26 protein-coding genes and 1 tRNA gene are annotated in these 23,046 nt (G+C 66.3%); 17 read left to right on the plus strand and 10 right to left on the minus strand.

Features of this window, described 5'->3' with window-relative positions:
• Position 1 precedes the first annotated feature (1 nt).
• From ACE3TQ_RS11870 to ACE3TQ_RS11905, 8 genes are read left to right on the plus strand one after another with little or no spacing between them, the layout of a single operon-like run.
• Complete coding sequence (locus ACE3TQ_RS11870; RefSeq protein ID WP_374582399.1) at positions 2-1,282, plus strand: NAD(P)/FAD-dependent oxidoreductase; 1,281 nt, start codon at positions 2-4, stop codon at positions 1,280-1,282.
• A complete protein-coding gene (locus tag ACE3TQ_RS11875; RefSeq protein WP_374582400.1) occupies positions 1,279-2,052 on the plus strand; it encodes a DUF1365 domain-containing protein in 774 nt (257 codons plus the stop codon). The genes ACE3TQ_RS11870 and ACE3TQ_RS11875 overlap by 4 nt, the downstream gene beginning before the upstream one ends.
• Positions 2,049-3,263 carry a class I SAM-dependent methyltransferase gene (locus ACE3TQ_RS11880; protein ID WP_374582402.1) on the plus strand — a complete coding sequence of 405 codons (1,215 nt, stop codon included), beginning with the start codon at positions 2,049-2,051 and terminating at the stop codon, positions 3,261-3,263. The genes ACE3TQ_RS11875 and ACE3TQ_RS11880 overlap by 4 nt, the downstream gene beginning before the upstream one ends.
• Positions 3,223-3,795 (plus strand): chalcone isomerase family protein, encoded by a 573-nt coding sequence (locus ACE3TQ_RS11885; RefSeq protein WP_374582404.1) that lies wholly within the window; start codon positions 3,223-3,225, stop codon positions 3,793-3,795. The genes ACE3TQ_RS11880 and ACE3TQ_RS11885 overlap by 41 nt, the downstream gene beginning before the upstream one ends.
• Positions 3,792-5,072, plus strand: a complete 1,281-nt coding sequence (locus ACE3TQ_RS11890; protein WP_374582405.1) for an MFS transporter — start codon at positions 3,792-3,794, stop codon at positions 5,070-5,072. Before ACE3TQ_RS11885 ends, ACE3TQ_RS11890 begins: the two co-directional genes overlap by 4 nt.
• Entirely contained in the window at positions 5,053-5,583 is a 531-nt protein-coding gene (locus ACE3TQ_RS11895; protein WP_374582407.1) for a DUF3833 domain-containing protein, read from the plus strand. The genes ACE3TQ_RS11890 and ACE3TQ_RS11895 overlap by 20 nt, the downstream gene beginning before the upstream one ends.
• Entirely contained in the window at positions 5,571-6,347 is a 777-nt protein-coding gene (locus ACE3TQ_RS11900) for an SDR family NAD(P)-dependent oxidoreductase (protein ID WP_374582408.1), read from the plus strand. Before ACE3TQ_RS11895 ends, ACE3TQ_RS11900 begins: the two co-directional genes overlap by 13 nt.
• Positions 6,344-6,784 carry a nuclear transport factor 2 family protein gene (locus ACE3TQ_RS11905; RefSeq protein WP_374582409.1) on the plus strand — a complete coding sequence of 147 codons (441 nt, stop codon included), beginning with the start codon at positions 6,344-6,346 and terminating at the stop codon, positions 6,782-6,784. The genes ACE3TQ_RS11900 and ACE3TQ_RS11905 overlap by 4 nt, the downstream gene beginning before the upstream one ends.
• On the opposite strand, the gene ACE3TQ_RS11910 is transcribed toward ACE3TQ_RS11905, so the two are convergent.
• Positions 6,753-8,264 (minus strand): FAD-binding oxidoreductase, encoded by a 1,512-nt coding sequence (locus tag ACE3TQ_RS11910; protein WP_374582410.1) that lies wholly within the window; start codon positions 8,262-8,264, stop codon positions 6,753-6,755. The two genes, ACE3TQ_RS11905 and ACE3TQ_RS11910, sit on opposite strands and share 32 nt — an antisense overlap.
• Positions 8,265-8,347: 83 nt before the next feature.
• Positions 8,348-8,977, minus strand: coding sequence for a LysE family translocator (locus ACE3TQ_RS11915; RefSeq protein WP_374582411.1), 630 nt, complete (start codon positions 8,975-8,977; stop codon positions 8,348-8,350).
• Positions 8,978-9,055: 78 nt separating this feature from the next.
• On the opposite strand from ACE3TQ_RS11915, the gene ACE3TQ_RS11920 reads away from it, so the two are divergent.
• Entirely contained in the window at positions 9,056-9,931 is an 876-nt protein-coding gene (locus ACE3TQ_RS11920) for a LysR substrate-binding domain-containing protein (protein ID WP_374582412.1), read from the plus strand.
• 5 nt (positions 9,932-9,936) lie between these two features.
• Here ACE3TQ_RS11920 and ACE3TQ_RS11925 read toward each other — a convergent pair whose 3' ends face one another.
• Positions 9,937-10,707: a hypothetical protein gene (locus ACE3TQ_RS11925; protein ID WP_374582413.1), complete on the minus strand. Its 771-nt coding sequence runs from the start codon at positions 10,705-10,707 to the stop codon at positions 9,937-9,939.
• A 202-nt stretch (positions 10,708-10,909) separates the two neighbouring features.
• Here ACE3TQ_RS11925 and ACE3TQ_RS11930 point away from each other — a divergent pair, with 202 nt between their 5' ends.
• A complete protein-coding gene (locus tag ACE3TQ_RS11930; protein WP_374582414.1) occupies positions 10,910-11,185 on the plus strand; it encodes a hypothetical protein in 276 nt (91 codons plus the stop codon).
• Positions 11,185-11,304, plus strand: a complete 120-nt coding sequence (locus tag ACE3TQ_RS11935) for a hypothetical protein (RefSeq protein WP_374582429.1) — start codon at positions 11,185-11,187, stop codon at positions 11,302-11,304. The genes ACE3TQ_RS11930 and ACE3TQ_RS11935 overlap by 1 nt, the downstream gene beginning before the upstream one ends.
• Positions 11,305-11,375: 71 nt before the next feature.
• Here ACE3TQ_RS11935 and ACE3TQ_RS11940 read toward each other — a convergent pair whose 3' ends face one another.
• Positions 11,376-14,888 (minus strand): indolepyruvate ferredoxin oxidoreductase family protein, encoded by a 3,513-nt coding sequence (locus tag ACE3TQ_RS11940; protein ID WP_374582430.1) that lies wholly within the window; start codon positions 14,886-14,888, stop codon positions 11,376-11,378.
• Positions 14,889-15,080: 192 nt separating this feature from the next.
• Here ACE3TQ_RS11940 and ACE3TQ_RS11945 point away from each other — a divergent pair, with 192 nt between their 5' ends.
• Together ACE3TQ_RS11945 and ACE3TQ_RS11950 are read left to right on the plus strand one after the other, a co-directional pair.
• Entirely contained in the window at positions 15,081-15,548 is a 468-nt protein-coding gene (locus tag ACE3TQ_RS11945) for an Lrp/AsnC family transcriptional regulator (protein WP_374582415.1), read from the plus strand.
• A gap of 103 nt (positions 15,549-15,651) precedes the next feature.
• The gene (locus ACE3TQ_RS11950) at positions 15,652-15,813 is read left to right on the plus strand and encodes a hypothetical protein (protein WP_374582417.1); all 162 of its coding nucleotides are present in this window, start codon (positions 15,652-15,654) and stop codon (positions 15,811-15,813) included.
• Positions 15,814-15,861: 48 nt separating this feature from the next.
• Here ACE3TQ_RS11950 and groL read toward each other — a convergent pair whose 3' ends face one another.
• From groL to ACE3TQ_RS11975, 5 genes are all read right to left on the minus strand, one after another.
• Positions 15,862-17,466, minus strand: coding sequence for a chaperonin GroEL (groL, locus tag ACE3TQ_RS11955; RefSeq protein ID WP_374582418.1), 1,605 nt, complete (start codon positions 17,464-17,466; stop codon positions 15,862-15,864).
• A gap of 26 nt (positions 17,467-17,492) precedes the next feature.
• Positions 17,493-17,813, minus strand: a complete 321-nt coding sequence (locus ACE3TQ_RS11960) for a co-chaperone GroES (protein ID WP_374582419.1) — start codon at positions 17,811-17,813, stop codon at positions 17,493-17,495.
• 146 nt (positions 17,814-17,959) lie between these two features.
• On the minus strand, positions 17,960-18,589 hold the full coding sequence (locus tag ACE3TQ_RS11965) for a diguanylate cyclase (protein ID WP_374582420.1): 630 nt from the start codon (positions 18,587-18,589) through the stop codon (positions 17,960-17,962).
• 23 nt (positions 18,590-18,612) lie between these two features.
• Positions 18,613-18,882: a hypothetical protein gene (locus tag ACE3TQ_RS11970; RefSeq protein ID WP_374582421.1), complete on the minus strand. Its 270-nt coding sequence runs from the start codon at positions 18,880-18,882 to the stop codon at positions 18,613-18,615.
• 96 nt (positions 18,883-18,978) lie between these two features.
• Positions 18,979-19,338 carry a hypothetical protein gene (locus ACE3TQ_RS11975; protein WP_374582422.1) on the minus strand — a complete coding sequence of 120 codons (360 nt, stop codon included), beginning with the start codon at positions 19,336-19,338 and terminating at the stop codon, positions 18,979-18,981.
• Positions 19,339-19,490: 152 nt separating this feature from the next.
• On the opposite strand from ACE3TQ_RS11975, the gene ACE3TQ_RS11980 reads away from it, so the two are divergent.
• The 4 genes from ACE3TQ_RS11980 to ACE3TQ_RS11995 all read left to right on the plus strand — a co-directional run bounded on the left by ACE3TQ_RS11980 (position 19,491) and on the right by ACE3TQ_RS11995 (position 22,667).
• Positions 19,491-20,663: an MFS transporter gene (locus tag ACE3TQ_RS11980; RefSeq protein WP_374582423.1), complete on the plus strand. Its 1,173-nt coding sequence runs from the start codon at positions 19,491-19,493 to the stop codon at positions 20,661-20,663.
• Between the two features lie 43 nt (positions 20,664-20,706).
• Positions 20,707-21,624 (plus strand): TIGR03571 family LLM class oxidoreductase, encoded by a 918-nt coding sequence (locus tag ACE3TQ_RS11985; RefSeq protein ID WP_374582424.1) that lies wholly within the window; start codon positions 20,707-20,709, stop codon positions 21,622-21,624.
• A 117-nt stretch (positions 21,625-21,741) separates the two neighbouring features.
• Positions 21,742-22,158: a DUF2384 domain-containing protein gene (locus ACE3TQ_RS11990; RefSeq protein ID WP_374582425.1), complete on the plus strand. Its 417-nt coding sequence runs from the start codon at positions 21,742-21,744 to the stop codon at positions 22,156-22,158.
• Positions 22,155-22,667, plus strand: coding sequence for an RES family NAD+ phosphorylase (locus tag ACE3TQ_RS11995; RefSeq protein WP_374582426.1), 513 nt, complete (start codon positions 22,155-22,157; stop codon positions 22,665-22,667). The genes ACE3TQ_RS11990 and ACE3TQ_RS11995 overlap by 4 nt, the downstream gene beginning before the upstream one ends.
• A gap of 213 nt (positions 22,668-22,880) precedes the next feature.
• On the opposite strand, the gene ACE3TQ_RS12000 is transcribed toward ACE3TQ_RS11995, so the two are convergent.
• Positions 22,881-22,954, minus strand: a tRNA-Cys gene (locus tag ACE3TQ_RS12000).
• Positions 22,955-23,046: the final 92 nt, after the last annotated feature.

Here is a 23,046-nt window from a genome sequence, read left to right on the forward strand (position 1 = left end):
CATGACACAGACACGCCAACGCATCGCCGTGATCGGCGCCGGGATCTCCGGCCTGGCCAGCGCCTACTTCCTCAACCGCCGCCACGACGTGGTGCTGTACGAGGCGGGCAATTATCTCGGCGGCCATAGCAACACCGTCGACGTCACGCTGGAAGGCCGCGTGTGCGGCGTCGATACCGGCTTCCTGGTCTATAACGAACGCACCTACCCGAACCTGATCGCCCTGCTCGACGAGCTGGGCGTGGGCAGCATCGCCAGCGACATGTCCTTCGCCGTGTCGATGGACGACGGCGCGCTGGAATGGGCCGGCACCAGCCTCGATACCCTGTTCGCGCAGCGCCTGCGCCTGCTGTCGCCGTCTTTCCTGCGCATGGTGATGGACATCCTGCACTTCAACCGCCACTCGCAGCGCTACCTCGGCCAGGTCGGCGGCAGCGCCGTCACGCTCGGCCAGCTGCTGCAGGAAAACGCCTACGGCGCCCTGTTCCGCGATGCCTACCTGCTGCCGATGGCCGCCTCGATCTGGTCCAGCACCCCGGCCGACATCCTGAAATTCCCGGCCGCCACCTTCCTCCGTTTCTGCCTGAACCACGCGCTGCTGCAAGTCAACGGCCGTCCACAATGGCGCACGGTGCAAGGCGGGTCGCGCGAATACGTGCGCCGCATCGCCGCCACCCTGCCCGACTGCCGCCTGGCCACGCCGGTTCTGGCGGTAACGCGCGGTGCCGCCGGCGTATCGCTGCTAACGGCGCGCGGCACGGAGCAATACGACGCCGTGGTGCTGGCCACGCACGCCCCGACCTCGCTGGCCATGCTGTCCGACGCCAGCGCGCAGGAACGGGCCGTGCTGGGCGGGGTGCGCTACCAGCCCAACACCGCCTGGCTGCACACCGACCGCAGCCTGATGCCGCGCCAGCGCAAGCTGTGGTCGGCCTGGAACTACCTGTCCGGCGCCAGCGTCGACGGCGCGCGCCCGGTGTGCGTGACCTACTGGCTGAACCAGCTGCAAAGCCTGCCGTTTGAAACGCCGGTGCTGGTCACGCTCAACCCGCAGCAGCCGCCGGAGCCAGGCTCGGTGCTGGCGCGCTTCGAGTACGAGCACCCGATCATGGACCAGGCCACCATCGACGCGCAGCAGCAGCTGCACACCATCCAGGGCGCCGGCCAGGTGTGGCATGCGGGCGCCTGGAGCGGCTACGGCTTCCATGAAGACGGCCTGAAATCGGCCCTGCGCGTGGCGCAAGCCTTTGGCTGCGCGCCGCAATGGACGGTGCTGCCATGAGCGGCGACCTGCCATCCGGCCAGCTGTTCCAGGGCCAGGTCATGCACGAGCGCCTGCGCCCGCGCCGCAACCGCTTCACCTATCCCGTGTTCTACCTGCGCCTTGACCTGGACCGGCTGGACGCCTGCAACAGCGCCTGGTTCGGCGTCGACCGGCGCCGCCTGCTGTCGCTGCGCACGCGCGACTACGGCCCGCGCGACGGCAGCAGCCTGGCCGGCTGGATGCGCGGCCTGCTGCGCCAGCACGGCATTGCCGCCGACGGCAAGATCTGGCTGCAAACCTTCCCCCGCATCGCCGGCTTCGCGTTCAACCCGGTCAGCTTCTGGCACTGCCACGATGCGCAGGGCCGCCTGTGCGCCGTGCTGGCGGAAGTCAACAACACCTTCGGCGCCAGCCACTGCTACCTGCTGCGCGTGGACCCGGCCGACGGCCGCGCCGAATGCGCCAAGCAGCTGCACGTGTCGCCGTTCTGCCGGGTGGAGGGGCACTACCGCTTCCGCTTCCGCCTGGGCGCCGCCGGCCATGCCACCCGCATCGACTACCACGACGGCGACGGCCTGCTGCTGAAAACCGCGCTCGCCGGCAAGCCGGTGCCGCTGGGCGATGCCGCGCTGCTGCGCGCCCTGCTGCGCCAGCCCTTGCTGTGCGTCGGCGTCGTGGCGCGCATCCATTGGCAGGCGCTGCGCCTGTGGCTGAAGGGCGTGCCCTTCCTCGGCAAGCACCCGGCGCCCGCCAAGACTGTTTCCCTGCAAGAGGACTACCTGCAATGACCACTACCCTCGCCATCCGCCAGCTGGCGGCGCCGGCCGGCGCCAAACTCTTCCTGTCGCTGCTGGGCCGCCTGCGCCACGGCCACCTGACCCTGGTCACGCCCGACGACACCCGCATGGTGTTCGGCGACGCCCACATGGCCTGCGGCGCCACGCTGAAGATCAACGACTGGCGCGCCTGCAGCCGCATCCTGCGCGCCGGCGACATCGGCTTTGCCGAAGCCTACGGCGCGGGCTGGATCGACACGCCCGACCTGGCCGCCCTGCTGCGCCTGGCCCTGCGCAACGAGCAGGAGCTGGAGCGCGCCATGTTCGGCGGCGCGCTGGCGCACTGGTGGTACCGCCTGCGCCACCTGCTGCGCCCGAATACGCGCGCCGGCAGCAAGCGCAACATCCACGCCCACTACGACTTGGGCAACCCGTTCTACGCGCTATGGCTGGACCCCAGCTGGACTTATTCCAGCGCCCTGTTCGAGGGCGACTACAGCCTGCCGCTGCAGGAAGCGCAGCGCCGCAAGTACCAGCGCATCATCGACACGCTCGGCCTGCGCGCCGGCGACCGCGTGCTGGAAATCGGCTGCGGCTGGGGCGGTTTTGCCGAACAGGCGGCGCGCCAGGGCATCCAGGTGCACGGCCTGACCATCTCGCCCGCCCAGCTGCAGCACGCGCAGCAGCGCATCGCCAAGCTGGGCCTGGACCGGCTGGTGCAGCTGGAACTGCGCGACTACCGCGACATCGAGGGCCAGTACGATGCCGTGGTGTCGATTGAAATGTTCGAAGCGGTCGGCGAGAAGTACTGGCCGGACTACTTCCGCGCGCTGGCGCAGCGCCTGCGCCCGGGCGGCAAAGCCATGGTGCAGTCGATCACCATCGGCGAGCGCTATTTCCCGCGCTACCGCAGCAGCACGGACTTCATCCAGGAGTACATCTTCCCGGGCGGCATGCTGCCCAGCGTGGAGCGTTTCATGCAGCAGGCGGCGTGCGCCGGGCTGGCGACGCAGGACATCCATCCGTTCGGTCCCGACTACGCCGAAACCCTGCGCCGCTGGGACCGCGCATGCAACGCCCGGCGCGCCGAGATCGCCGCCCTGGGCTTCGACGAGCGCTTCCAGCGCATCTGGCATATGTACTTCGCCTACTGCGAAGCCGCGTTTGATGAGGGCCGCACCAATGTTGTCCAGTTCCTGCTGGCCAAGCCGACGCTGGCTTGAGAAGGCGCGCGCCGCGGCGCTCTGCCTGGCCCTGGCCGTAGCCGGCGCCGCCCTGCCGGGCGCCGCGCACGCCAACTGGCGCGACGAGCTGCCGCAGGCGCGCGCCGTCGGCGGCGGCGAGCTGCGCTGGTTCGGCCTGCGCATCTACCACGCCACCTTGTGGAGCGAGAAGCAGCCGTTCGACCCGGCCGCCCGCTTCGCGCTGCAGCTGCGCTACCACCGCAGCATCAGCCGCGAGCGGCTGGTGCAGACCAGCATGGATGAAATCCGCCGCCTCGGCATCGCGCCGCGCGACGCCGCCACCGCGCAGCGCTGGGAGGCCCAGCTGCGCACCGCCTTCGTCGATGTGGCCGAGGGCGACCAGCTGGTGGGCCTGCACCTGCCGGGCCAGGGCATGCGCCTGTACGACCGCGACAAGCTGCTGGCCGAGATCCCGGACCCGCAGCTGGCGCAAGCCTTCTTCGGCATCTGGCTGCACGAGTCGAGCCGCGACCAGAACCTGCGCCGCCAGCTGCTGGGAGGCCAGCCATGAGCGCGCGCTGGCTGCGCCTGGACCACGCCGCCTACGGCCTGCTCGGCCTGCCGCTCGCCATGGCCGCGCTGCCGGTGTACGTGCACCTGCCGGCCTTCTACGCGCTGCAGCTCGATGTCAGCCTGGCGCAACTGGGCTGGGTGCTGTTTGCGGCGCGCCTGTTCGACACGCTGCAGGACCCGGCGCTCGGCCTGCTGGTGGACCGCCTGGGCCAGCGCACCGCGCCCTGGCTGGGCGCCGCCGCCGCCCTGTTCGGCCTGGCCTTTGCCGGCCTGTGGCTGCCGCCCGCCAATCCGGCCGCCGCCGTGCCATGGCTGGCAGCCATGCTGGTGCTGGCCTACTGCGCGCACAGCTTCCTGAACATCGCCTACCTGGCCTGGGGCGCCACGCTGGATGGCGGCGCGGCGCGCAGCCACGGCCAGGCGCACGCGCTGCTGGGGCCTGCCGCCTGGCGCGAAGGCGCCGGCCTGGCCGGCATCATGCTCGCCAGCGCCATTCCGGCCGCCATCATGGCGGGCGACACCGGAAGCGTGCCGGCCAGCATGGCTTGGTACAGCGCCGGCTTCGCCCTGCTGCTGGCGCTCGCGCTGTGGGCGCTGCTGCGCTGGGCGCCGGCCTGGCAGCGCGCCAGCGGCGGCGCCGGTGCCGGCGGCCAGCCCTGGCGCCAGGCGCTGCAGCGCCTGCGCAGCAACGGCCGCTTCCTGCGCCTGCTGCCGCCCTACTTCCTGAACGCCGTCTCGATGGCGCTGCCGGCCACGCTGGCCCTGTTCTTCATCCGCGACCAGCTGCAGGCGCCGGCGCAGGCGGCCGGCTTCCTGCTGGCCTACTTCGCCGCCGCCGTGTGCGGCCTGCCGCTGTGGGTGCGGCTGGCGGCGCGCATCGGCACGGCGCGCGCCTGGCGCCTCGGCATGCTGCTGGCGGTGGCCACCTTTGCCGGCGCCGGCCTGCTCGGCCCCGGCGACCAGGCGCTGTACCTGCTGGCCTGCATCGGCGCCGGTGCCGCGCTGGGCGCCGACCTGGCCCTGCCGCCCGTGCTGTTCGCGCAAGCGGTGCGCCCCGGCGAAAGCATGGGCATCCACTACAGCGTCTACACCCTGCTCGGCAAACTGGCGCTGGCCTGCACCGGCCTCGCGCTGCCGCTGCTGGCAGCCCTGGGCTACCGCCCGGGCGCCGGCCCCAGCCCGGCGCTGGCGGCCATGTATGCCGGCCTGCCCTGCCTGTTCAAACTCGGCGCCATGTTCATCCTCTGGAGGCTTGATGAAAAAGACCATCCTTAGCGCAGCCCTGCTGCTTACCGCCTGCGCCGGCCACGATGTGCAGCACTACGCCCCGGCCCAGCCCAAGCTCGACGTGGCCGCCTTCTTCAGCGGCACCACCGATGCCTGGGGCATGTTCCAGAAACGCGGCGGCGAAGTGGTCAAGCGCTTCCACGTCACGATCGAGGGCAAGGCCGACAACGGCGCCCTGCAGCTCGACGAGCATTTCCGCTACGACGACGGCAGCACCCAGCGCCGCGTGTGGCGCCTGGTGGCGCAGCCCGGCGGACGCTGGCAAGGCACGGCCGCCGACGTGGTGGGCCCGGCGCACGGCGAGGTCGCCGGCAACGCCCTGCGCTGGCAATACACGCTGCTGCTGCCGGTCGATGGCAGCACCTATGAAATGAAGTTCGACGACTGGATGTTCCTGATCGACGAATGCACGATGATCAACCGCGCCAGCATGCGCAAATTCGGCATCGAGCTGGGCCAGGTCACGCTGATGTTCAGGAAACGGTCATGCGCCCATTGAACCGCCGCATCGAAAACTGGGAAGGCAAGCGCGTATGGCTGGTGGGCGCGTCGAGCGGCATCGGCGCCGCCCTGGCGGCGGAAGCGTTGGCCGCCGGCGCCCGCGTGGCGCTGTCGGCCCGCCGCGCCGAACAGCTGGCCGCCGTCGCCGCCGGCCATCCGCACGCGCTGCTGCTGCCGTTCGACGCGCTGGAGCAGGCGGCCTGGCCCGACGCCTACCGCCAGGCCTGCGGCGCGTTCGGCGGCATCGACCTGGTGGTGTTCTGCGCCGCCGAATACCGCCCCGAGCGCAGCTGGGAAGTGACGCCGGCCGGCGCCGCGCGCACGCTCGGCATCAACCTGGGCAGCGTGTACAGCGGCCTGGCCACCGTGCTGCCGGACATGCTGGCGCGCGGCAGCGGCGGCATCGCCATCGTCGCCAGCGTAGCCGGCTACCTCGGCCTGCCCAAGGCCAGCGTGTACGGGCCGAGCAAGGCCGCGCTGATCAACCTGGCGGAGCTGCTCTACACCGACCTGCACCCGCGCGGGCTGGACGTGTACCTGATCAACCCCGGCTTCGTGCGCACCCAGCTCACCGCCCGCAACGACTTCCGCATGCCGGCCTTGCAGACGCCGGAAGCGGCGGCGCGCGCGATCCGGCGCGGCATGGCGGCCGGACGCTTTGAGATACATTTCCCCTGGCGCTTCACGCTGCTGGTTAAACTGGTGCGCCTGCTGCCTTACCGGCTGCGCTTCGCCCTGCTCGCCCAACTCGCCAAGACATGACAACAGCACTCGACCAATTGCTGCACTGGTACGCCAGCCTGACTCCGGACACCGTGCAACACGCCAGCCGGTACTATGCCGCCGACGCCAGCTTCCGCGACCCGTTCAACGACGTGCGCGGCATCCCGGCCATCGAAGCGATCTTCCGGCACATGTTCGACAGTACCGAGAAGCCGCGCTTCATCATCCGCGAGCGGGTGGCGCAGGGCGAGCAGGCCTTCGTCACCTGGCTGTTCGAGTTCAAGCTGCGCGGCAAGCCCTACACGGTGGAAGGCGCCTCGCACCTGCGCTTTGGCCCGGACGGCAAGGTGGTCGAGCACCGCGACTACTGGGACGCGGCGGAAGAACTGCTGCAAAAGCTGCCCGTGGTCGGCCTGCCGATCAGGTGGCTGAGGCGCCGGCTGTCTACGCCGGCGCCACGCCCTGCGCCATATTGAACACGCGCTCGGGGTCGTACTGCTTTTTCACGCGCGCCAGGCGCGCGTAGTTGGCGCCGTAATAGGCCGTTTGCCAGTCGGCCAGCAGCGGGTCGAGGTAATTCACGTAGGCGCCGCCGCGGCTCCACGCCTTCATCTTGCCGCGCATGCGGTTGGGGAAGGCGGTGTCGTACACGCCGCGGTTCGGCCAGGTCGCGTATTCGAGGCTGAACAGGGCCTTGCGGTGCACGAAGGCCGTCGCATCCGGCGCGATGCGGCCGATGGCGCCCCCCATATGGTCGAAGATGTAGGAGCCGGCAATGCCGGCGGCCGCGGCATCCGTCGCCGCCTGGCTGAGCGCCGCGATCGCGGCCGCCGGCAGCGGCTCGTTGAAGAAATCTGAACTGAGCAGCGAGTCGTAGCGCGTCTTGCGCCCTTCCGGCGTGGAACCGCTCACGCTGCACTGGGCCAGCGTATCGCCGGCGCACATGCTCCAGGCCACGTCGCGGTACGGCATCTGGTTGATGGCCGTGGCCAGGCTGGCGCGCGGCACCCCGGTCGCGGCCAGGAAGGCGTCCCAGTGCGGCTGCAGGAAGCCGATGCTGCCAAGGCAGTAGGCGGTCACCGTGCCGCCGGCGCCGCCCGGGCCGAACTGCACATAGACCTGGCCCCAGATATTGTCCGGCAGCGTCTGCGGCCAGCGCTGCCAGGCATCGAGCACCGCGCCGAAGTCCTGCATGCGGAAGTCGGCGCGCGCCACCGTGATGTCCTGTATCGGGTGCGTCCTGAAGGTGAACGAAGTGGCCACGCCGAAATTGCCGCCACCACCGCCGCGCAGGGCCCAGAACAGGTCGGGCTCCGTATTCGCGTCGCAGGTGAGCAGGCGGCCGTCGGCCGTCACCACGTCCGCCGCCAGCAGGTTGTCGCACGTCAGCCCGTACTGGCGGTCGAGGATGCCGATGCCGCCGCCCAGCGTGATGCCGGCGATACCAACCGTCAGGCAGGTGCCGGACGGGATGCAGACGCCCCTGGCAATCAGCGTGTCGTAGACTTCCGCCAGGCGCGCGCCCGCCCCCACTTTGGCCGTGCCATCGGCATTGACCTGGATCGCGTTCATCGGCGTCACATTCAGCACCACACCCGTGGTGGTCGAGGTGCCGGCCCAGCTATGGCCGCCGCAGCGCGGCGTCACCGCCAGCTTGTTGGCGCGCACAAAGGCCAGGCCGGCCTTCACGTCATCCGCCGAGGCGCACTTGATGATGGCGGCCGGCTTGACGCTGTCGAAGTGCGTATTGGCCAGCAGGCTGGCGGCGGTGTAGGCCGCATCGCCGGGACGCAGCAGCTGGCCCTTGAGCGAGGACGCCAGGCCAGACCAGTTCAAGCCAGGATCGCCCGGCGTGACCGGCGGCGGCGCCGTGCCGGAGGACCCGCCCCCGCCGCAGCCCGCCAGCAACGCTGCGGTTGATCCCCCTGCTAAATCGAGAAAACGCCTGCGATCCATGTGCTCCCCCCATGTGACGGGCCAATGCGGCCCGGGAGGTCGATATTAGCACCAATTTAACTAATTGGTATGCAATTGGTATATCAATTGAAGGCCAGCGCAGCGGCCAGGCCGATGAACAGCAATCCCGTGCCGCGCTGCAGGAGCAGCATGCGGCGGCCCGACAGCATCCGCGCGCCGGCTGTCGCCGCCAGCAGCACATAGCTCAGGTGTGCGGCCAGGGAGCTCGCCACGAAGGTCAGGCTCAGCAGCAGGAAGCGCGGGATGTCCACCCGCCCCGGTGGCATGAACTGCGGGAATACCGCGGCAAAGAACAGGATGGCCTTGGGATTGCTGCAGGCGACCAGCAGCCCGCGCCGAAACACCGCCGCGCGGCTGGCGCCTTCCGGCGCGCTCGCCAGGCCGCCCTGCGCGGCGCGTCCAGCCTGGCGCCACTGCCTGATGCCGAGCCAGGCCAGGTAGGCGGCGCCGGCCAGTTTCAAGGCCGTGAAGGCCTGCGGCCAGGCGCGCAACAACAGCCCCATGCCGCCCACCGCCACGCAGGAAACCAGGAACACGCCGACCGCGTTGCCGGCCGAACTGTAGGCGGTGCGGCGCGCGCCCAGGGTCAGGGTGGTGGATACCGCCAGCAGCACGGCCGGTCCGGGACTGAAGGTGGCGGCCAGCGCCATGGCGAGGAAGGCCAGCCAGAGGGAGAGCGTCATCGTTGTCATGCCGCCAGTATCCTGCCCCGCAAGGCAATTAAAAATACCTTAGAATTAACAACATCTTTAACCCATACTTAACAATCGATGGACAAGATGCGCAGCATGGAAGTCTTTGTGCGCGTGGTGGACGCCGGCAGCTTCAGCGCCGCCGCCCGCGCGCTGGACATGTCGACCGTCATGGTGAGCAAGCACATTGCGGCGCTTGAGCAGCTGGTCGGTGCGCGCCTGCTGCACCGTACAACGCGCAGCCAGAGCCTGAGCGAGATCGGCCAGCAGTATGCCGAACAATGCCGCCATATCCTGCAACTGGTGCAGGCGGCGGAAACGGGCGCGCAGGCCATGCGCACCGTCCCGCGCGGCACGCTGAAAATCAGCGCCCCCGCCGCCTTCGGCAGCCGCTGCCTGGCGCCCGCCATGGCCGAATACCTCGAACTGCATCCCGAGGTGAACCTCGAACTGGACTTGTCCAACCGCCTGTCGGACCTGGTGGAGGAAGGGCTGGATGCCGCCATCCGCATCGGGCCGCTCAAGGATTCGACGCTGGTGGCGCGTCCATTGACGCCGCTGCAGATGATGGTGTGCGCCGCCCCGAACTACCTGGCGCGGCATGGCACGCCGCGCAAACCGGACGATCTGTCCCGCCACCGCTGCCTGGACTTTTCCCACTGGCGGCGCAATGCGCGCTGGCAGTTCGGCCCCACGGAAAGCGCCCCTCCGAGCTGCCGCATGCGCTCCAACAATGGCGAAGCCTTGCGCCTGGCGGCAGCCGCGGGCCTGGGGCTGGTGATGCAGGCCGATGCCGTGCTGGCAGACGAAATCGCCGCCGGGCGCCTGGTGCCCGTCCTGCGCGAATACTGGCCGCAGCCACGCCCCATGCACCTGATCTACCCGCGCGACCGCCAGTCCACGCCCAAGCTGGCCAGCTTCGTCGAATTCGTGGTGCAGCGCTTCGGCACCTGAGCCGCTTAGCGGCCGTACTTCTTCAGCAGCTGGATCAGGCGCGTCCGCCCATGGGCACCGTACCAGTCCCAGATTGCTTCCGACGCGGCGCGGTTGTTGTCGTAATAGGCGCGGTTCAGCGCCAGCCAGGAGTTGATGGTGAGGATAGGCTTGCGCAGTCGTACGAACTGCTTGCCGTAACGCTGCGCCACCGAAGCATCCATATCCTCCGGGGTGGAAAGTGAAATGGCAAAGCCGTCGATGCGGCCCAGCTTCAGCTTCTCGAAATTCCGGTCCGGGTTGGCCGCGCCGGCGTCGACTTCCACCCCGGCCTTTTGCAGGTACCTGATGTGCGGCGCACCTTGCGAGACGCCGATGATCTTGCCGCGCAAGACCTGGCCCGGATCGCCATCCAGCGGCAAGCCATCGCGCGCCCGCACGAACACCACGGTGTACAGCGGCAAGGCGCGCGCCGTATCCAGGTTGCCGTGCTTATCGCGCGGATAGACCACGTTCGGCATATCACCCACCACTTCCGGCGCGAACAGGGACATGGCATCGATCGCGCCCTCGTCCAGGCTCTTTTGCAGGCGCGCCGGCGGCATGCGCACGAATTCGGCCCCGCAGTGGGCGCTGGCGGCAGCCTCGCGCGCCAGTTCGGCCAGCGCGCCGGGCGGCTCGGGTGCCTTGGGACCGGAGCCCAGGTAGTACGGCGTCACCGCCTTGTCGGTATAGCCGTAGCGCAGGGCGGGACAAGCCGCGCTGGCCTGGCATGCAAGCACCAGGCCAATCGACAAGGTAAGCAGCCGCAATATGCGCATCGAACTCGGAGGGCGGGTTGAACAACGCGGCCAGTATATCGCAGCCCACCTCCTGGGCGAAGACGATGCCGCCGGCCGCCACCTGGCCCGTCCTGTCCAGACACCTTGATCAGGCCCCTGAACAAAACGTATTCCCATTCGTCTAAAGCGCAATACCCAGCCTTAAAAAGAATGCAGCATGCACATTCACGACATTATCGGCCCTGGATTCGGCCCCACCATCATCGCGCTTAATGCAGCCCTGAGCCTGGCCATGCTCGGCCTGGCATTCGGCGCGCCTGCTGCGCACGCTGAGGACCAGCCGGCCGTCCTGCCGACCATTAACGTCCGGACCAGCGCCGAAGACGACTCGGCCGATACCGCCTACCGAAGCAAGAATGCAACCGTCGGCGTGCTCGGCGAAAATCACTGCAGGACACGCCCTTCAGCGTCAATGTCTTCTCGCGCGAGCTGATCGAAAACAAGCAGGCGCGCTCGCTGGCCGACCTGACCAAGGGCGACGCGGCGATCGGCCTGATGGTGGAGCAGTCCAGCGCCGAGAGCTGGGGCGGGAAAATTCGGGGTCAGGTCTGACAATCGGACAAATTGCCCAAACCCAACCCCGAGCGCCTAGGCGAGATCGCTCGCTTAGGCTTTGAGAAAAATCAAATGTGCGCAGCGGCTGTCCGAATGTCAGACCTGACCCCGAATTGTTGTTGCAGTTGCGCGAGGCGTTCGCGGGCGGTGGCGAGGGCGGGTAGCTTGACGTGGCCGAAGCCGCGTACCGATTCCGGCAGTTGCGCGAGGCGCAGGGCGATGTCTTTGTTGTCGTCGCTTAGGGTCTGCAGTATCTGCTGCACGGCTGCCATATATTCCTCGCGCCAGGCGCGTTCCTGGCGGCGCTCTGAGGTGTAGCCGAAGACGTCGAGGGGCGTGCCGCGCAGGCGCTTCATCCCTGCCAGGGCGCGGAAGCCGGTTTGCATCCACGCGCCATAGGCTTGCTTGCGCGGTTTGCCGTTGCTGCCTTTGCGTGCCAGCAGCGGCGGGGCAAGGTGGAATTGCAGCTTGTAGTCGCCTTCGAACTGTGCGGCGATCTGCGCGGCGAATGCGCCGTCGCTGTGCAGGCGTGCGACTTCGTATTCGTCCTTGTAGGCCATCGCGCGGTACAGGTTGCGTGCGACGGCGCGCGCCAGCACTACCTTGGATTGCTGGCCTTCGATGGCGCGCTCCTTCTGCTCCACCGCGCGCACCAGGGCTACGTAGCGCGCTGCATAGGCTTCGTCCTGGTAGGCGGCCAGCAGGCGGCTGCGGTGTTCGATGATCTGTTCCAGCCCTTGCGGTGCGATGAACTGCACTACCTGCGGCTTGGCGCCGATCACTTGCTGCAGCGTTGCCGGATTGGCGGCGGCCAGGCGGCCCAGCAGGAAGGCGCGTTTGTTCATGTCGATGGCGACGTTGTTCAGTTCAATCGCGCGCATCATGGCGCTGTTCGATACCGGCACCAGGCCTTTCTGCCATGCGTAGCCGAGCAGGACGATGTTGGCGGCGATCGGTTCGCCGAGGGCGCGTGTGGCGAGCTCGGTGGGGTCGAGGCTGGTGACCTGCCCGCTGCCGGCGGCTTGCTGCAGCTTGGCGATCAGGGCGTCTTTGTTCACCACTGCGTCGGGGTTGCGGGTGAATTCGGCGGTCGGCGTTTCGCGGCTGTTTGCTACCACCTGCGTGTGGCCGTGGCCAATCACGGCCAGGGCGTCTGGCATGGCGCCGACCACCAGGTCGCAGGCGATCAGGGCGTCGGCCTGGCGCAGGTCGATGCGTACCTGGTTCAGTTTTTCCGGGGAGGCGGCGAGGCGTACGTGCGACATGACGGCGCCGCCCTTTTGCGCGAAGCCCATGAAGTCGAGCGTGGAGGCGCCCTTCCCTTCCAGGTGCGCGGCCATGGTGACCAGCGCGCCAAGCGTTACGACGCCGGTGCCGCCGATGCCGGCGACCAGCACTTCGAATGGCTGCGCGAAGTCGTGCTGCTTCTGCTGCGGGTGGCCGGCCAGCGCCAGCTCCAGCTGCGCCTGCGTCACCCGTGCTGCTTCGGGCTTTTTCAGCGTGCCGCCGATCACGGAGACGAAGCTTGGACAGAAGCCTTCCACGCAGGAGTAGTCTTTGTTGCAGGAGGCTTGTTCGATCTGGCGCTTGCGTCCGAGCTCGGTCTCCAGCGGCAGGATGGAGAGGCAGTTCGATTGCACGCCGCAGTCGCCGCAGCCTTCGCAGACGGCGGGGTTGATCATCATGCGGCGTTGCGGGTCGGGGAAGACTTCGCGGCCCGGGCGGTTCTTTTTGCGGCGACGGCGCTTTTCGGCGGCGCAGGTCTGGTCGTAGATCAGCACCGTCACGCCTTTGATTTGGCGCAGCATGCGCTGGATGGCGTCCAGTTCCTTGCGGTCTTCCACTGCCACACCCTGCGGCAGCGTGACGCCCTGGTAGCGCGTGGTGTCGTCGGTGACCACCACGACTTTCACGGCGCCTTCGCTCAGCACCTGCTGCACGATCTGCGGCACGCTCAGGCCACCGTCCACCGGCTGGCCGCCGGTCATGGCGACGGCGTCGTTGTACAGGATCTTGTAGGTGATGTTGGCCTTCGCGGCAATCGCCTGGCGCACGGCGAGGTAGCCGGAGTGGTAGTAGGTGCCGTCGCCCAGGTTCTGGAATACGTGCGGTTCGGCGACGAAGCGCGAGGCGGCGACCCATGGCACGCCTTCGCCGCCCATCTGGGTCAGGGTGACGGTGTCGCGGTCCATCCAGGTCGCCATGAAGTGGCAACCGATGCCTGCCAGGGCGCGGCTTCCTTCGGGGACTTTGGTCGAAGTGTTGTGCGGGCAGCCGGAGCAGAAGAACGGGGTACGGCGCACTGCGTCCTGCGACAGGCCGCTGGCGGCGCAGAAGTCCGGCAAGCGGCTTGCCAGGTCGGTTTGCGGGTGCAGCGGGGCGAGCCAGCGCACCAGCACGGGGGCGATGCGCGAGGGGCGCAGCTCGCCCAGCGCCGACAGCAGCGGCGCGCCTGTCGCGTCGGTCTTGCCGAGGACGATGGGGCGTTCGGGCTGGTTGTACAGCAGCTGCTTGATCTGCTCTTCCACCACGGCGCCCTTCTCTTCGATCACCAGGATCTGTTCCAGCCCTTGGGCGAACGACAGCAGGCCGGTCGCTTCCAGCGGATAGGTCAGGCCCGGCTTATACAGGCGGATGCCCAGCTGTTCCAGCTTGTCGAAGCCGAGACCGAGGCGCTGCAGCGCTTCCACCAGATCGAGGTAGGCTTTGCCGGCGCTGACGATGCCGAGCGTGGCGGCCGGCGCCGGCACCACCAGCTTGTCGATCGGGTTGGCGCGCGCAAAGGCCAGCACGGCTTTCAGCTTTTCGTGCACGCGCACTTCAATGCCGAGGCCTGGCAGGTCGGGCCAACGGTAGTGCAGGCCGTCGGCGGGCGGCTGGTAGTCGGTGGGGGCGAGGAAGTCGGGCATTTCCGGAATGTTGACGACGGCGCCGCCTTCCACGGTTTCCGAGATCGCCTTGAAACCGACCCAGGTGCCCGAGTAGCGCGACAGCGCCCATGCGTACAAGCCGAATTCAAGGTATTCCTCGATATTGGCGGGATTCAGGACCGGCATCGACCAGGCCATCAGGGCCTGCTCGCTCTGGTGCGGCATGGAGGACGAGACGCAGCCATGGTCGTCGCCCAGCACCACCACCACGCCGCCGTGCGGCGAGGAGCCGTAGGCATTACCGTGCTTGATCGCATCGCCGGCGCGGTCAACGCCGGGGCCTTTGCCGTACCAAAGGGCGAACACGCCGTCCACCTGGCGCGTGGGATCGCTTTCCACCTGCTGGGTCCCCAGCACGGCGGTGGCGCCCAGCTCTTCATTGATGGCGGGCAGGAATTCGATCTGGTTTGCTTTCAGCAGTTCGGCGGCGCGCCATACTTCCTGGTCGACGGCGCCCAGCGGGGAACCGCGGTAGCCGCTGATAAAGCCGGCGGTTTTCAGGCCGCGCAGTTCGTCCAGGCGCTTTTGCATCAGCATCATGCGCAGCAGCGCCTGGGTGCCGGTGATGAAGATACGGCCGCTCTCGCGCCGCAGGTTGTCGTCCAGGCGGTAGTCCGGGTCCGCCAGCGTCACTTCGCCGCCATAGCCCATTTCCTGCGGGCTTGCCAGCGCCACGCCCTCTTCCATCGAACCCATTTTGTCTCCTTTTTATACCTTGTAATTGGCGTCGATCCGCCTGTACTATCGTGGGCTCTATGGTAGGTTTCCGGGGCCAAAAAAATATTCCTCAATTACTGCGGGATTCAGGCCGAAAGAAACTTTATTTCTCTTTTCGGGCAGTAAATGGAAAATTCCACTTTTGACGCGGCGTCCCGCAAAATCCTTGCTGAACTGCAGAAGGACAGCGCAATCTCCACCAATGAGTTGGCTGAGCGGGTGGGTATGTCCGCTACGCCCTGCTGGCGGCGGCAAAAGGAGCTGGAGGAGAAGAACGTCATCACCCGCTATGCGGCGCTGGTCGACCGCAATAAACTGGGCTTGCGCCAGGTTTGCCTGCTCCACATTTCGCTGGCGCGGCACGATCCGGGCGTGGTGGAGAGCTTTGAGAATGCCATGCGCGTGCGCGAGGAAGTCATGGAGTGCTACGAGGTGACGGGGACGTCGGATTACATGGTCAAGCTGGTGGTGGCGGACATGAACACCTACCACGACTTTCTGCACAATGTGCTGCTGAAGCTCCCCGGCGTTTCGCAGGTGAATACCAGCGTGGCCCTGCGCGAAGTCAAGTACGAGACCGCGCTGCCGGTCTGAATGGCCGGGCTCAGGGCCGCTCGCGGTTGGCCACGTTTCAATCGCGTGCCCTTCCCGCGCCGCCGTGATTATGATGGGCACTCTCGTCTACAAGGAGGCAATCATGAGCAAGCCCACCCAGGCCGGCAAGAATGGCCGCAACAGCAAGCTGGAAGAGACGCAGAACAGCAAAAACGCCGGCAACAAGCAGTCGGCCGAGCCGGGAAACAAAGCCGGCCAGCCGGGCAAGAGCCCGCAATCGCAAGCCGGCAAAAAGTCGAAATGAGAAAAGGCCATGCCCGGCAACGGGCATGGCCTTTTTAGTGAAGCCGGGTCAGGCTGGCTGCGCAGCCTTCTCTTCAGGCGCTGCGTCGGCGATGGTCGCTTCGGTCGTCAGCAGCAGGCCGGCGATGGAGGCGGCGTTCTGCAGCGCGGTGCGGGTGACCTTGGTCGGGTCGATCACGCCGTTTTCCACCATGTCGACATACTCGCCGGTAGCGGCGTTGTAGCCGAAGTTGCCCTTGCCCTCGGCCACCTTGGCCACCACCACGGACGGCTCTTCACCGGCGTTCGCGACGATCACGCGCAACGGCGCCTCCAGCGCGCGCAGTACGATCTGCACGCCTGCGTGCTGGTCGGCATTGGCGCCTTTCAGCTGGGTGATCGCGGCACGTGCGCGCAGCAGTGCTACGCCGCCGCCCGGCACGATGCCCTCCTCCACCGCCGCACGGGTGGCGTGCAGGGCATCGTCGACGCGGTCGCGCTTCTCCTTCATTTCCACTTCGGTGGCTGCGCCAACCTTGATCACGGCCACGCCGCCGGCCAGCTTGGCGACACGCTCCTGCAGCTTTTCCTTGTCGTAGTCGCTGGTGGCCTGCTCGATCTGGGCCTGGATCGAAGCCACGCGCGCATCGATGCGCTGCTGTTCGCCGGCGCCGTCGATGATGGTGGTGGCTTCCTTCTGCACTTCGATGCGCTTGGCGCTGCCCAGGTGCTCCAGGGTGGCTTTTTCCAGCGTGTGGCCGGTTTCTTCCGAAATCACAGTGGCGCCGGTCAGCACGGCGATATCTTCCAGCATGGCCTTGCGGCGGTCGCCGAAGCCCGGCGCCTTGACGGCGGCCACTTTCAGGATGCCGCGCACCGAGTTCACCACCAGGGTTGCCAGCGCTTCGCCTTCCACATCTTCCGCCACGATGAACAGCGGCTTACCGGCCTTGGCCGATTGCTCCAGCACCGGCAGCAGTTCGCGGATATTGCTGATCTTCTTGTCGCACAGCAGGACCAGCGGGTCATCCAGGCGCGCCAGCTGCTTGTCCGGATCGTTGATGAAGTATGGGCTCAGGTAGCCGCGGTCGAACTGCATGCCTTCCACCACATCCAGCTCATTCTCCAGCGACTTGCCGTCTTCCACCGTGATGACGCCTTCCTTGCCCACCTTCTCCATGGCCTGGGCGATGATGTCGCCGATGGCGCTGTCGGAGTTGGCCGAAATGGCGCCCACTTGCGCGATCTCCTTGCTGGTGGCGATCGGGCGCGAGATCGCCTTCAGCTCGTTGATCGCGGCGGCAACGGCCTGGTCGATGCCGCGCTTGAGATCCATCGGGTTCATGCCGGCAGCCACGTACTTCATGCCTTCCTGGACGATGGCCTGGGCCAGCACCGTCGCGGTGGTGGTGCCGTCGCCCGCCACATCGGCGGTCTTGGAGGCGACCTGTTTGACCACTTGCGCACCCATGTTTTCCAGGCGGTCCTTCAGCTCAATTTCTTTGGCGACCGAAACGCCATCCTTGGTAATGGTCGGTGCGCCGAAGCTGCGCTCAATCACCACGTTGCGGCCTTTAGGGCCCAGCGTGACCTTGACGGCGTTGGCCAGTACATTGACGCCCTTGACGATGCGGGTGCGGGCGTCCTCATTGAATTGAACGTCTTTTGCAGTCATGTTCTTTCTCCCTAAAACGGTTGGACTCAGGCGGCTTTGGCGGTGGCGCTGGTTGCGGCGTGCTCGATCACGCCGAGGATGTCTTCCTCGCGCAGCACCAGCAGTTCTTCACCGTCAAGCTTGACGGCCTGGCCGGCGTATTTGCCGAACAGGACGGAGTCGCCGACCTTCACGGCCAGCGGGCGCAGGCCGCCGTCCGGCAAGGCGCGGCCTTGGCCGACCGCCAGCACTTCGCCCTGCTCGGGCTTCTCGGTGGCGGAATCAGGGATCACGATGCCGGAGGCAGTTTGGCGTTGTTTTTCAATTCGCTTCACAATAACCCGGTCATAGAGGGGACGAATGTTCATCTCTTCAATCTCCAAATGGTGGTCAGATCATTTAAAAAGTGAATCGGTCCAGTCGATGCTGGAGCCAGACTTCAGCGTTTCCGGAAATATGTTTTCGGTTTTTCCTTTTCAAGACGGTTGCCGCAGGCAGGTTGTAACAAAATGTTTCAGGGCACGATCAGGTGCTTGTGATGCCCAAGCTGGTACACCACGCGCTGCCCAGGCGCCGGCGGCGATGGCCGCACCGGACAGTCGGACTGCCGCCCGCCATCGGCGCCCAGGCTGTCGTCCAGCGGACCAACGCCCGCCCACACGCCGCCCTTGACGGGCTGGAACAGCCACTGCTGGTAACCGCGCTGTGCGGCCAGCGCCATCTGCGCCAGACGGACGTCCAGGTCGCCGCCCAGCACCGGCTCCTCCGGATAGCCAGCCGGGTTGTCGCCGAAAGCAAGGCGGCAGGCAAACGCCTCGCTATCGGGCGCGCCGGCGGTATTGCAGGCACGCAGTTGCTGGCGCTCCAGCTGCCAGGCCCCCAGCCGCCAGGCCGCTTCCAGCAGGGCTTCTTCCGCCGCTGTCGGACTTAATCCGGGACCGTCGAACTGCAATGCCGAACTGGGCACCGCGCGCGCCGGCATTGGCACGCCTTCCAGGTGCAACGGCGTCGCGCGGCGGAAGCCGTGCCAGTGCAGGAATAGCAGCAAGGGCGTATCGGGCCAGTCGGCGCGCGTGGCGCTGACAGCAAAGAGGGGTAAGCCCATATCGGAAATGTGCGCGGAAAGTGCATCGAAGATTTGCATGGCAAAGTCCTCCTGCCCGCGCCTCAATGTACGTAAGGCCTGCCGCCTGTCGCCGCCTCGGCCACGGTGCGGGAAGAACCGCCCAGCAGCAGTTCCTCGCATTGGGCGGCTTGCTGCTGCGCCTGGGCCAGCGCCTGCATATAGTTTTGCAGCTGCAGCAACGACGGTACCGAGCCGCGCCCTTTCAGGGCCACTGCCCCCAGGGCGGCGATCTCCGCCATCAGCCGGCTCGCTTTGTCATGCGCGGCGCGCAGGGCCGCCAGACTGTCCAGTAATGCCTCATCATGTTCCATAGTCACTCCTCATGAATACATAACAGGGCAAATTATCTAGGGACGGCGGGCGCGGAAATCAAGTTCCGCGCATGTCAGGAAACTTCCCGCCCAGCCTTAGTCGCGCCCCAACGCCCACTGCCCGGCGCCGCCCAGAGCGGTGGACAGCACGACGCACAGCATGAACAAGCCATGCAGGTTGCCCAGGACGGGCGCACCGTGCATCCAGCCCACCACCAGCGGATAGGCCACCACGGCCGTCAGCAACACACTGGCATAAGGCATCAGGAAGCCGAGCACGATCAGCGCCCCGCACAGCATTTCGGCCACGTGCAGGGCCCAAAAACCGGCCCCGCCCAGGGTGGACGGGAAGGCGGCATGCCGCAGGGCTTCAAAGCCCATGAGGATTGCCATGCTGCCAATGGCAAGGCGCAGGAAGAAACGGGATGCATCGAGACGGGATTTGGAAACTGCCATGGCACTCTCAGGTTTCGGTAAAAGCGCACATTATGACCGTTCCGCGCCCGATTGTTGAGCCGGAATCAAAAGACTTTGGCGGATACAGGGCTTAATCCGCAAGTATTGCTTCTGTACAGTGCGATCCATTCCAACTGAACGAGAAGTTGCAAATGAGATCATCTAGCGCACTGCTTGCCCTGGCCACCGGCGCCTTCGCCATTGGCACCACTGAATTCGCCCCAATGGGCCTGCTGCCCGTGATCGCCGATGGCGTCGGCGTCAGCATTCCCTCCGCCGGCATGCTGGTCTCCGCGTACGCGGTAGGCGTCATGCTGGGCGCGCCGATCATGACTTTGCTGTTCAGCCGCTTCGGCAAGCGCACCGCGCTGATGTCGCTGATGCTGATTTTCACCGTCGGCAACCTGCTGTCCGCCTTCGCACCGGGCTATACGACCCTGCTGGTGTCGCGCCTGGTCACCAGCTTGAATCACGGCGCCTTCTTCGGCATCGGCGCCGTGGTGGCCGCCAGCGTGGTGCCCAAGGAAAAGCAGGCCAGCGCCATTGCCGCCATGTTCATGGGCCTGACCGTCGCCAATATCGGCGGCGTACCGGCCGCCACCTGGATCGGACAGCAAGTCGGCTGGCGCATTGCCTTCGGCGGCACCGCAATCCTCGGTTTGCTCACCATGGCCGCACTCTGGCTGGCATTGCCCAAGGGTGAACCCGGCGCACGCCCCGATGTACGCCGCGAGCTGAAGGTGCTGACCAGTCCCGGAGTCCTGCTGGCAATGGGCACCACCGTGCTCGGTTCGGGCGCCATGTTCGCCCTCTACACCTACGTCGCCCCGATCCTGGCGGACATCACCCACGCCAGCCCAGGCTTCGTGGCCTTCGCACTGGTCCTGATCGGCATCGGCTTCACCATCGGCAACAGCCTGGGCGGCCGCCTGGCCGACTGGTCGCTCGATGGCGCGACCAAGCTCATTCTCGCCCTGCTGGCAGCCACCATGGCATTGCTGCCGATGGTGATGGCGACCGAAGCCGGCGCCGCGATCGGCTTGGTGGTGTGGGGCGCAGCCGCCTTCGGCATCGTGCCGCCGGTGCAGATGCGCGTGATGCAGGCCGCCTCCCAGGCACCCGGCCTGGCTTCCTCGGTCAACGTGGGTGCGTTCAACCTGGGCAACGCGGTCGGCGCCGCCCTTGGCGGGGTAGTGATCAGCCAGGGCTTCGGCTACGCCGCAGTGCCCTGGGTCGGCGCCGCGCTCGCAGCCGGCGGCCTGGCCCTGGCCTGGATAGGCAAGCCAAGCCAAAGCGCAGCGCCATCCACCGCGCCCAGCGCCTGAATCGAAAACGATATAAATAATTTTGCTTGAAGGAGCCGTCCCCATGAACGCAACCCTGGCCCGCCTGACCGAGGGCGGCTTCAGCATCGGCATCGAAGCCCCGCTGGACAACGACTGGACCCACGCTGGCGAGCAGGCCCGCCAGCAGGCAGGCCGCCTGCCCGGCGAACCAGACCTGCAGCGCCACGCGGAACTGGCGCAACTGGCCGACCGCCTGGGTTTCCGCGCCCTGTGGGTGCGCGACGTGCCAATCTACGACCCATCCTTCGGCGACGCCGCCCAGGTATTCGAGGTGTTCTCCTACCTCGGCTACCTGGCCGGCATCACGCAGAACATCCTGCTCGGCACCGCTGCTGTGGTACTGCCGATCCGCGAACCGCTGCTCACCCTGAAATCCGCCGCCACGGTGCAGCGCCTGAGCGGCAACCGCCTGCTGCTGGGCGTTGCCAGCGGCGACCGCCCGGTGGAATACCCGCTGTTCGGGCGCGACTTTGCAGGGCGCGGCGAGAATTTCCGCAGCCAGGTAGCACTGCTGCGCGACGCCGCCCAATCCAGCCTGCCATCCGGCCTGCAGCTGTTGCCGCGCACGGAAGCACCACCGCCCCTCCTCGTCGCCGGCCTGGCGCAGCAAAGTCCGGAGTGGGCCGGCGCAAACATGGACGGCACCCTGGCCTATCCCGGCACAGCGCAAGACCATGCCCGCCGCGTCGCGGCCTGGCGGGCGGTGGCAGGCGCCAAGCCCTACGCCACCTTCATCCACCTGGACTTGAGCGAAAACCCGGACGAGCCCATGCTGCGCTGGCGCTTTGGCTTTCGCGGCGGACGCAATGCCCTGCTCGCGGAACTGCAGGCCCTACGCGCCGCCGGGGTCGATCACGTCGGCCTGCATTTCCGCCGCAACCGGCGTCCACTTGATGAAACGTTGCGCGAAATCGCCGAATACGTGATGCCGGTCTTGTAAGACCTAAAACTCTTACCCATCACATGTTGCGGGCCGTCAAAACGCCCGCTACGCGCATTCGAAAGTCTGGAAAAATAGTGCAATAATGATGCATAAATAGTGCATCACGGAGTAAGCATGGATAGCGCAGAAATGATCACTCCTCCAGGCGAGGTTGCTCCCGTTTTCAATCGCAACTTCGATGCGTTTATGGATTTCCTCAATGCTGAGGCAAGTCCATCGATTTCGCCGAAACGGTTCGGACTGGTTTTCAGGGTCGATATGCAAACCCTCGCCTCCCAGGCACACGTGCATAGAAATACCCTTAACCGGGCGCCGGACGCAGAAACGGTTCAGTCATACTTGCGCGATTCTCTTCGCGTTATACGTGCGGCCACTGACGTGTCCGCCAGTATTGAAAAAGCACTTTTCTGGTTCAAGAACAATCCATTGCCGGTGTTCGACTACAAGACACCACAGGAGCTCGTCTCGGAAAAACGCACCGAAGCCCTCATCAAATACCTTCAATCGCTCCGAGCCGGTTACACCGGATGATCGTCGCCTCGTTCAATTCGGTCGCCTACCGGGTCCATCAGCCGAAATGGTCGTTTGCCCCAACCTCAGGGGCGGGTGCTGGCATCTCTGGCGGTCGTGCCAACCGGCCGGGCGTCAACGCGCTTTACCTGTCGTTGGAGTTGGAGACCGCATTGTCCGAATATCAGCAGCTTGACCCCCTCCTTCCTCCAGGACTCATGGTCAGCTACAAGGTGAGTGTCAACTCAATTGTGGACTTTCGAGCGGGCTATACCAGCGACTGGACCCCGATTTGGCAGGACTTTTACTGCGACTGGCGAAACATGCATTTCAACCAAGGGATCGAACCACCCTCCTGGGTCATCGGCGACCAAGTTTTGGAGGCGGGCGCCAAAGGCATCCTGTTCAACTCGACGATCACCGGCGGCACTAACCTGGTCATATACCCGGATGCACTCACTGCGCTGGATAGCATCACCGCGTACGACCCCAACAACGCACTTCCAAAGAATCAACAGTCTTGGGAATAGCGCCCGAGGTGGGTTTGCTGGTTAACCAAGTGGAGGATATTTGAAGTGACAGAATACTCGCGTTCACGGCCAACTCGCGTAGACGGCCAACCGAGGCCGTTTCAGGATAGCATTGCTACCCAAGCGAGGTAGCAACCAAGCGTATTGAGGGGTTTTGAACGCAAAAAAGCCGGGGAATTCCCGGCTTTGCGCAAGCTAAGTGCTTGATTTTTTTGGAGGCGAGGGCCGGAATCGAACCGGCGTACACGGCTTTGCAGGCCGCTGCATAACCACTTTGCTACCCCGCCGTTGAGGCGTTTGAATCAGCTGATTTGCTGCTTCAGGAATTCTGGAGCGGGAAAAGAGTCTCGAACTCTCGACCTCAACCTTGGCAAGGTTG

Source organism: Pseudoduganella sp., assembly GCF_041914865.1.
Classification (GTDB): Bacteria; Pseudomonadota; Gammaproteobacteria; order Burkholderiales; family Burkholderiaceae_D; genus Rugamonas.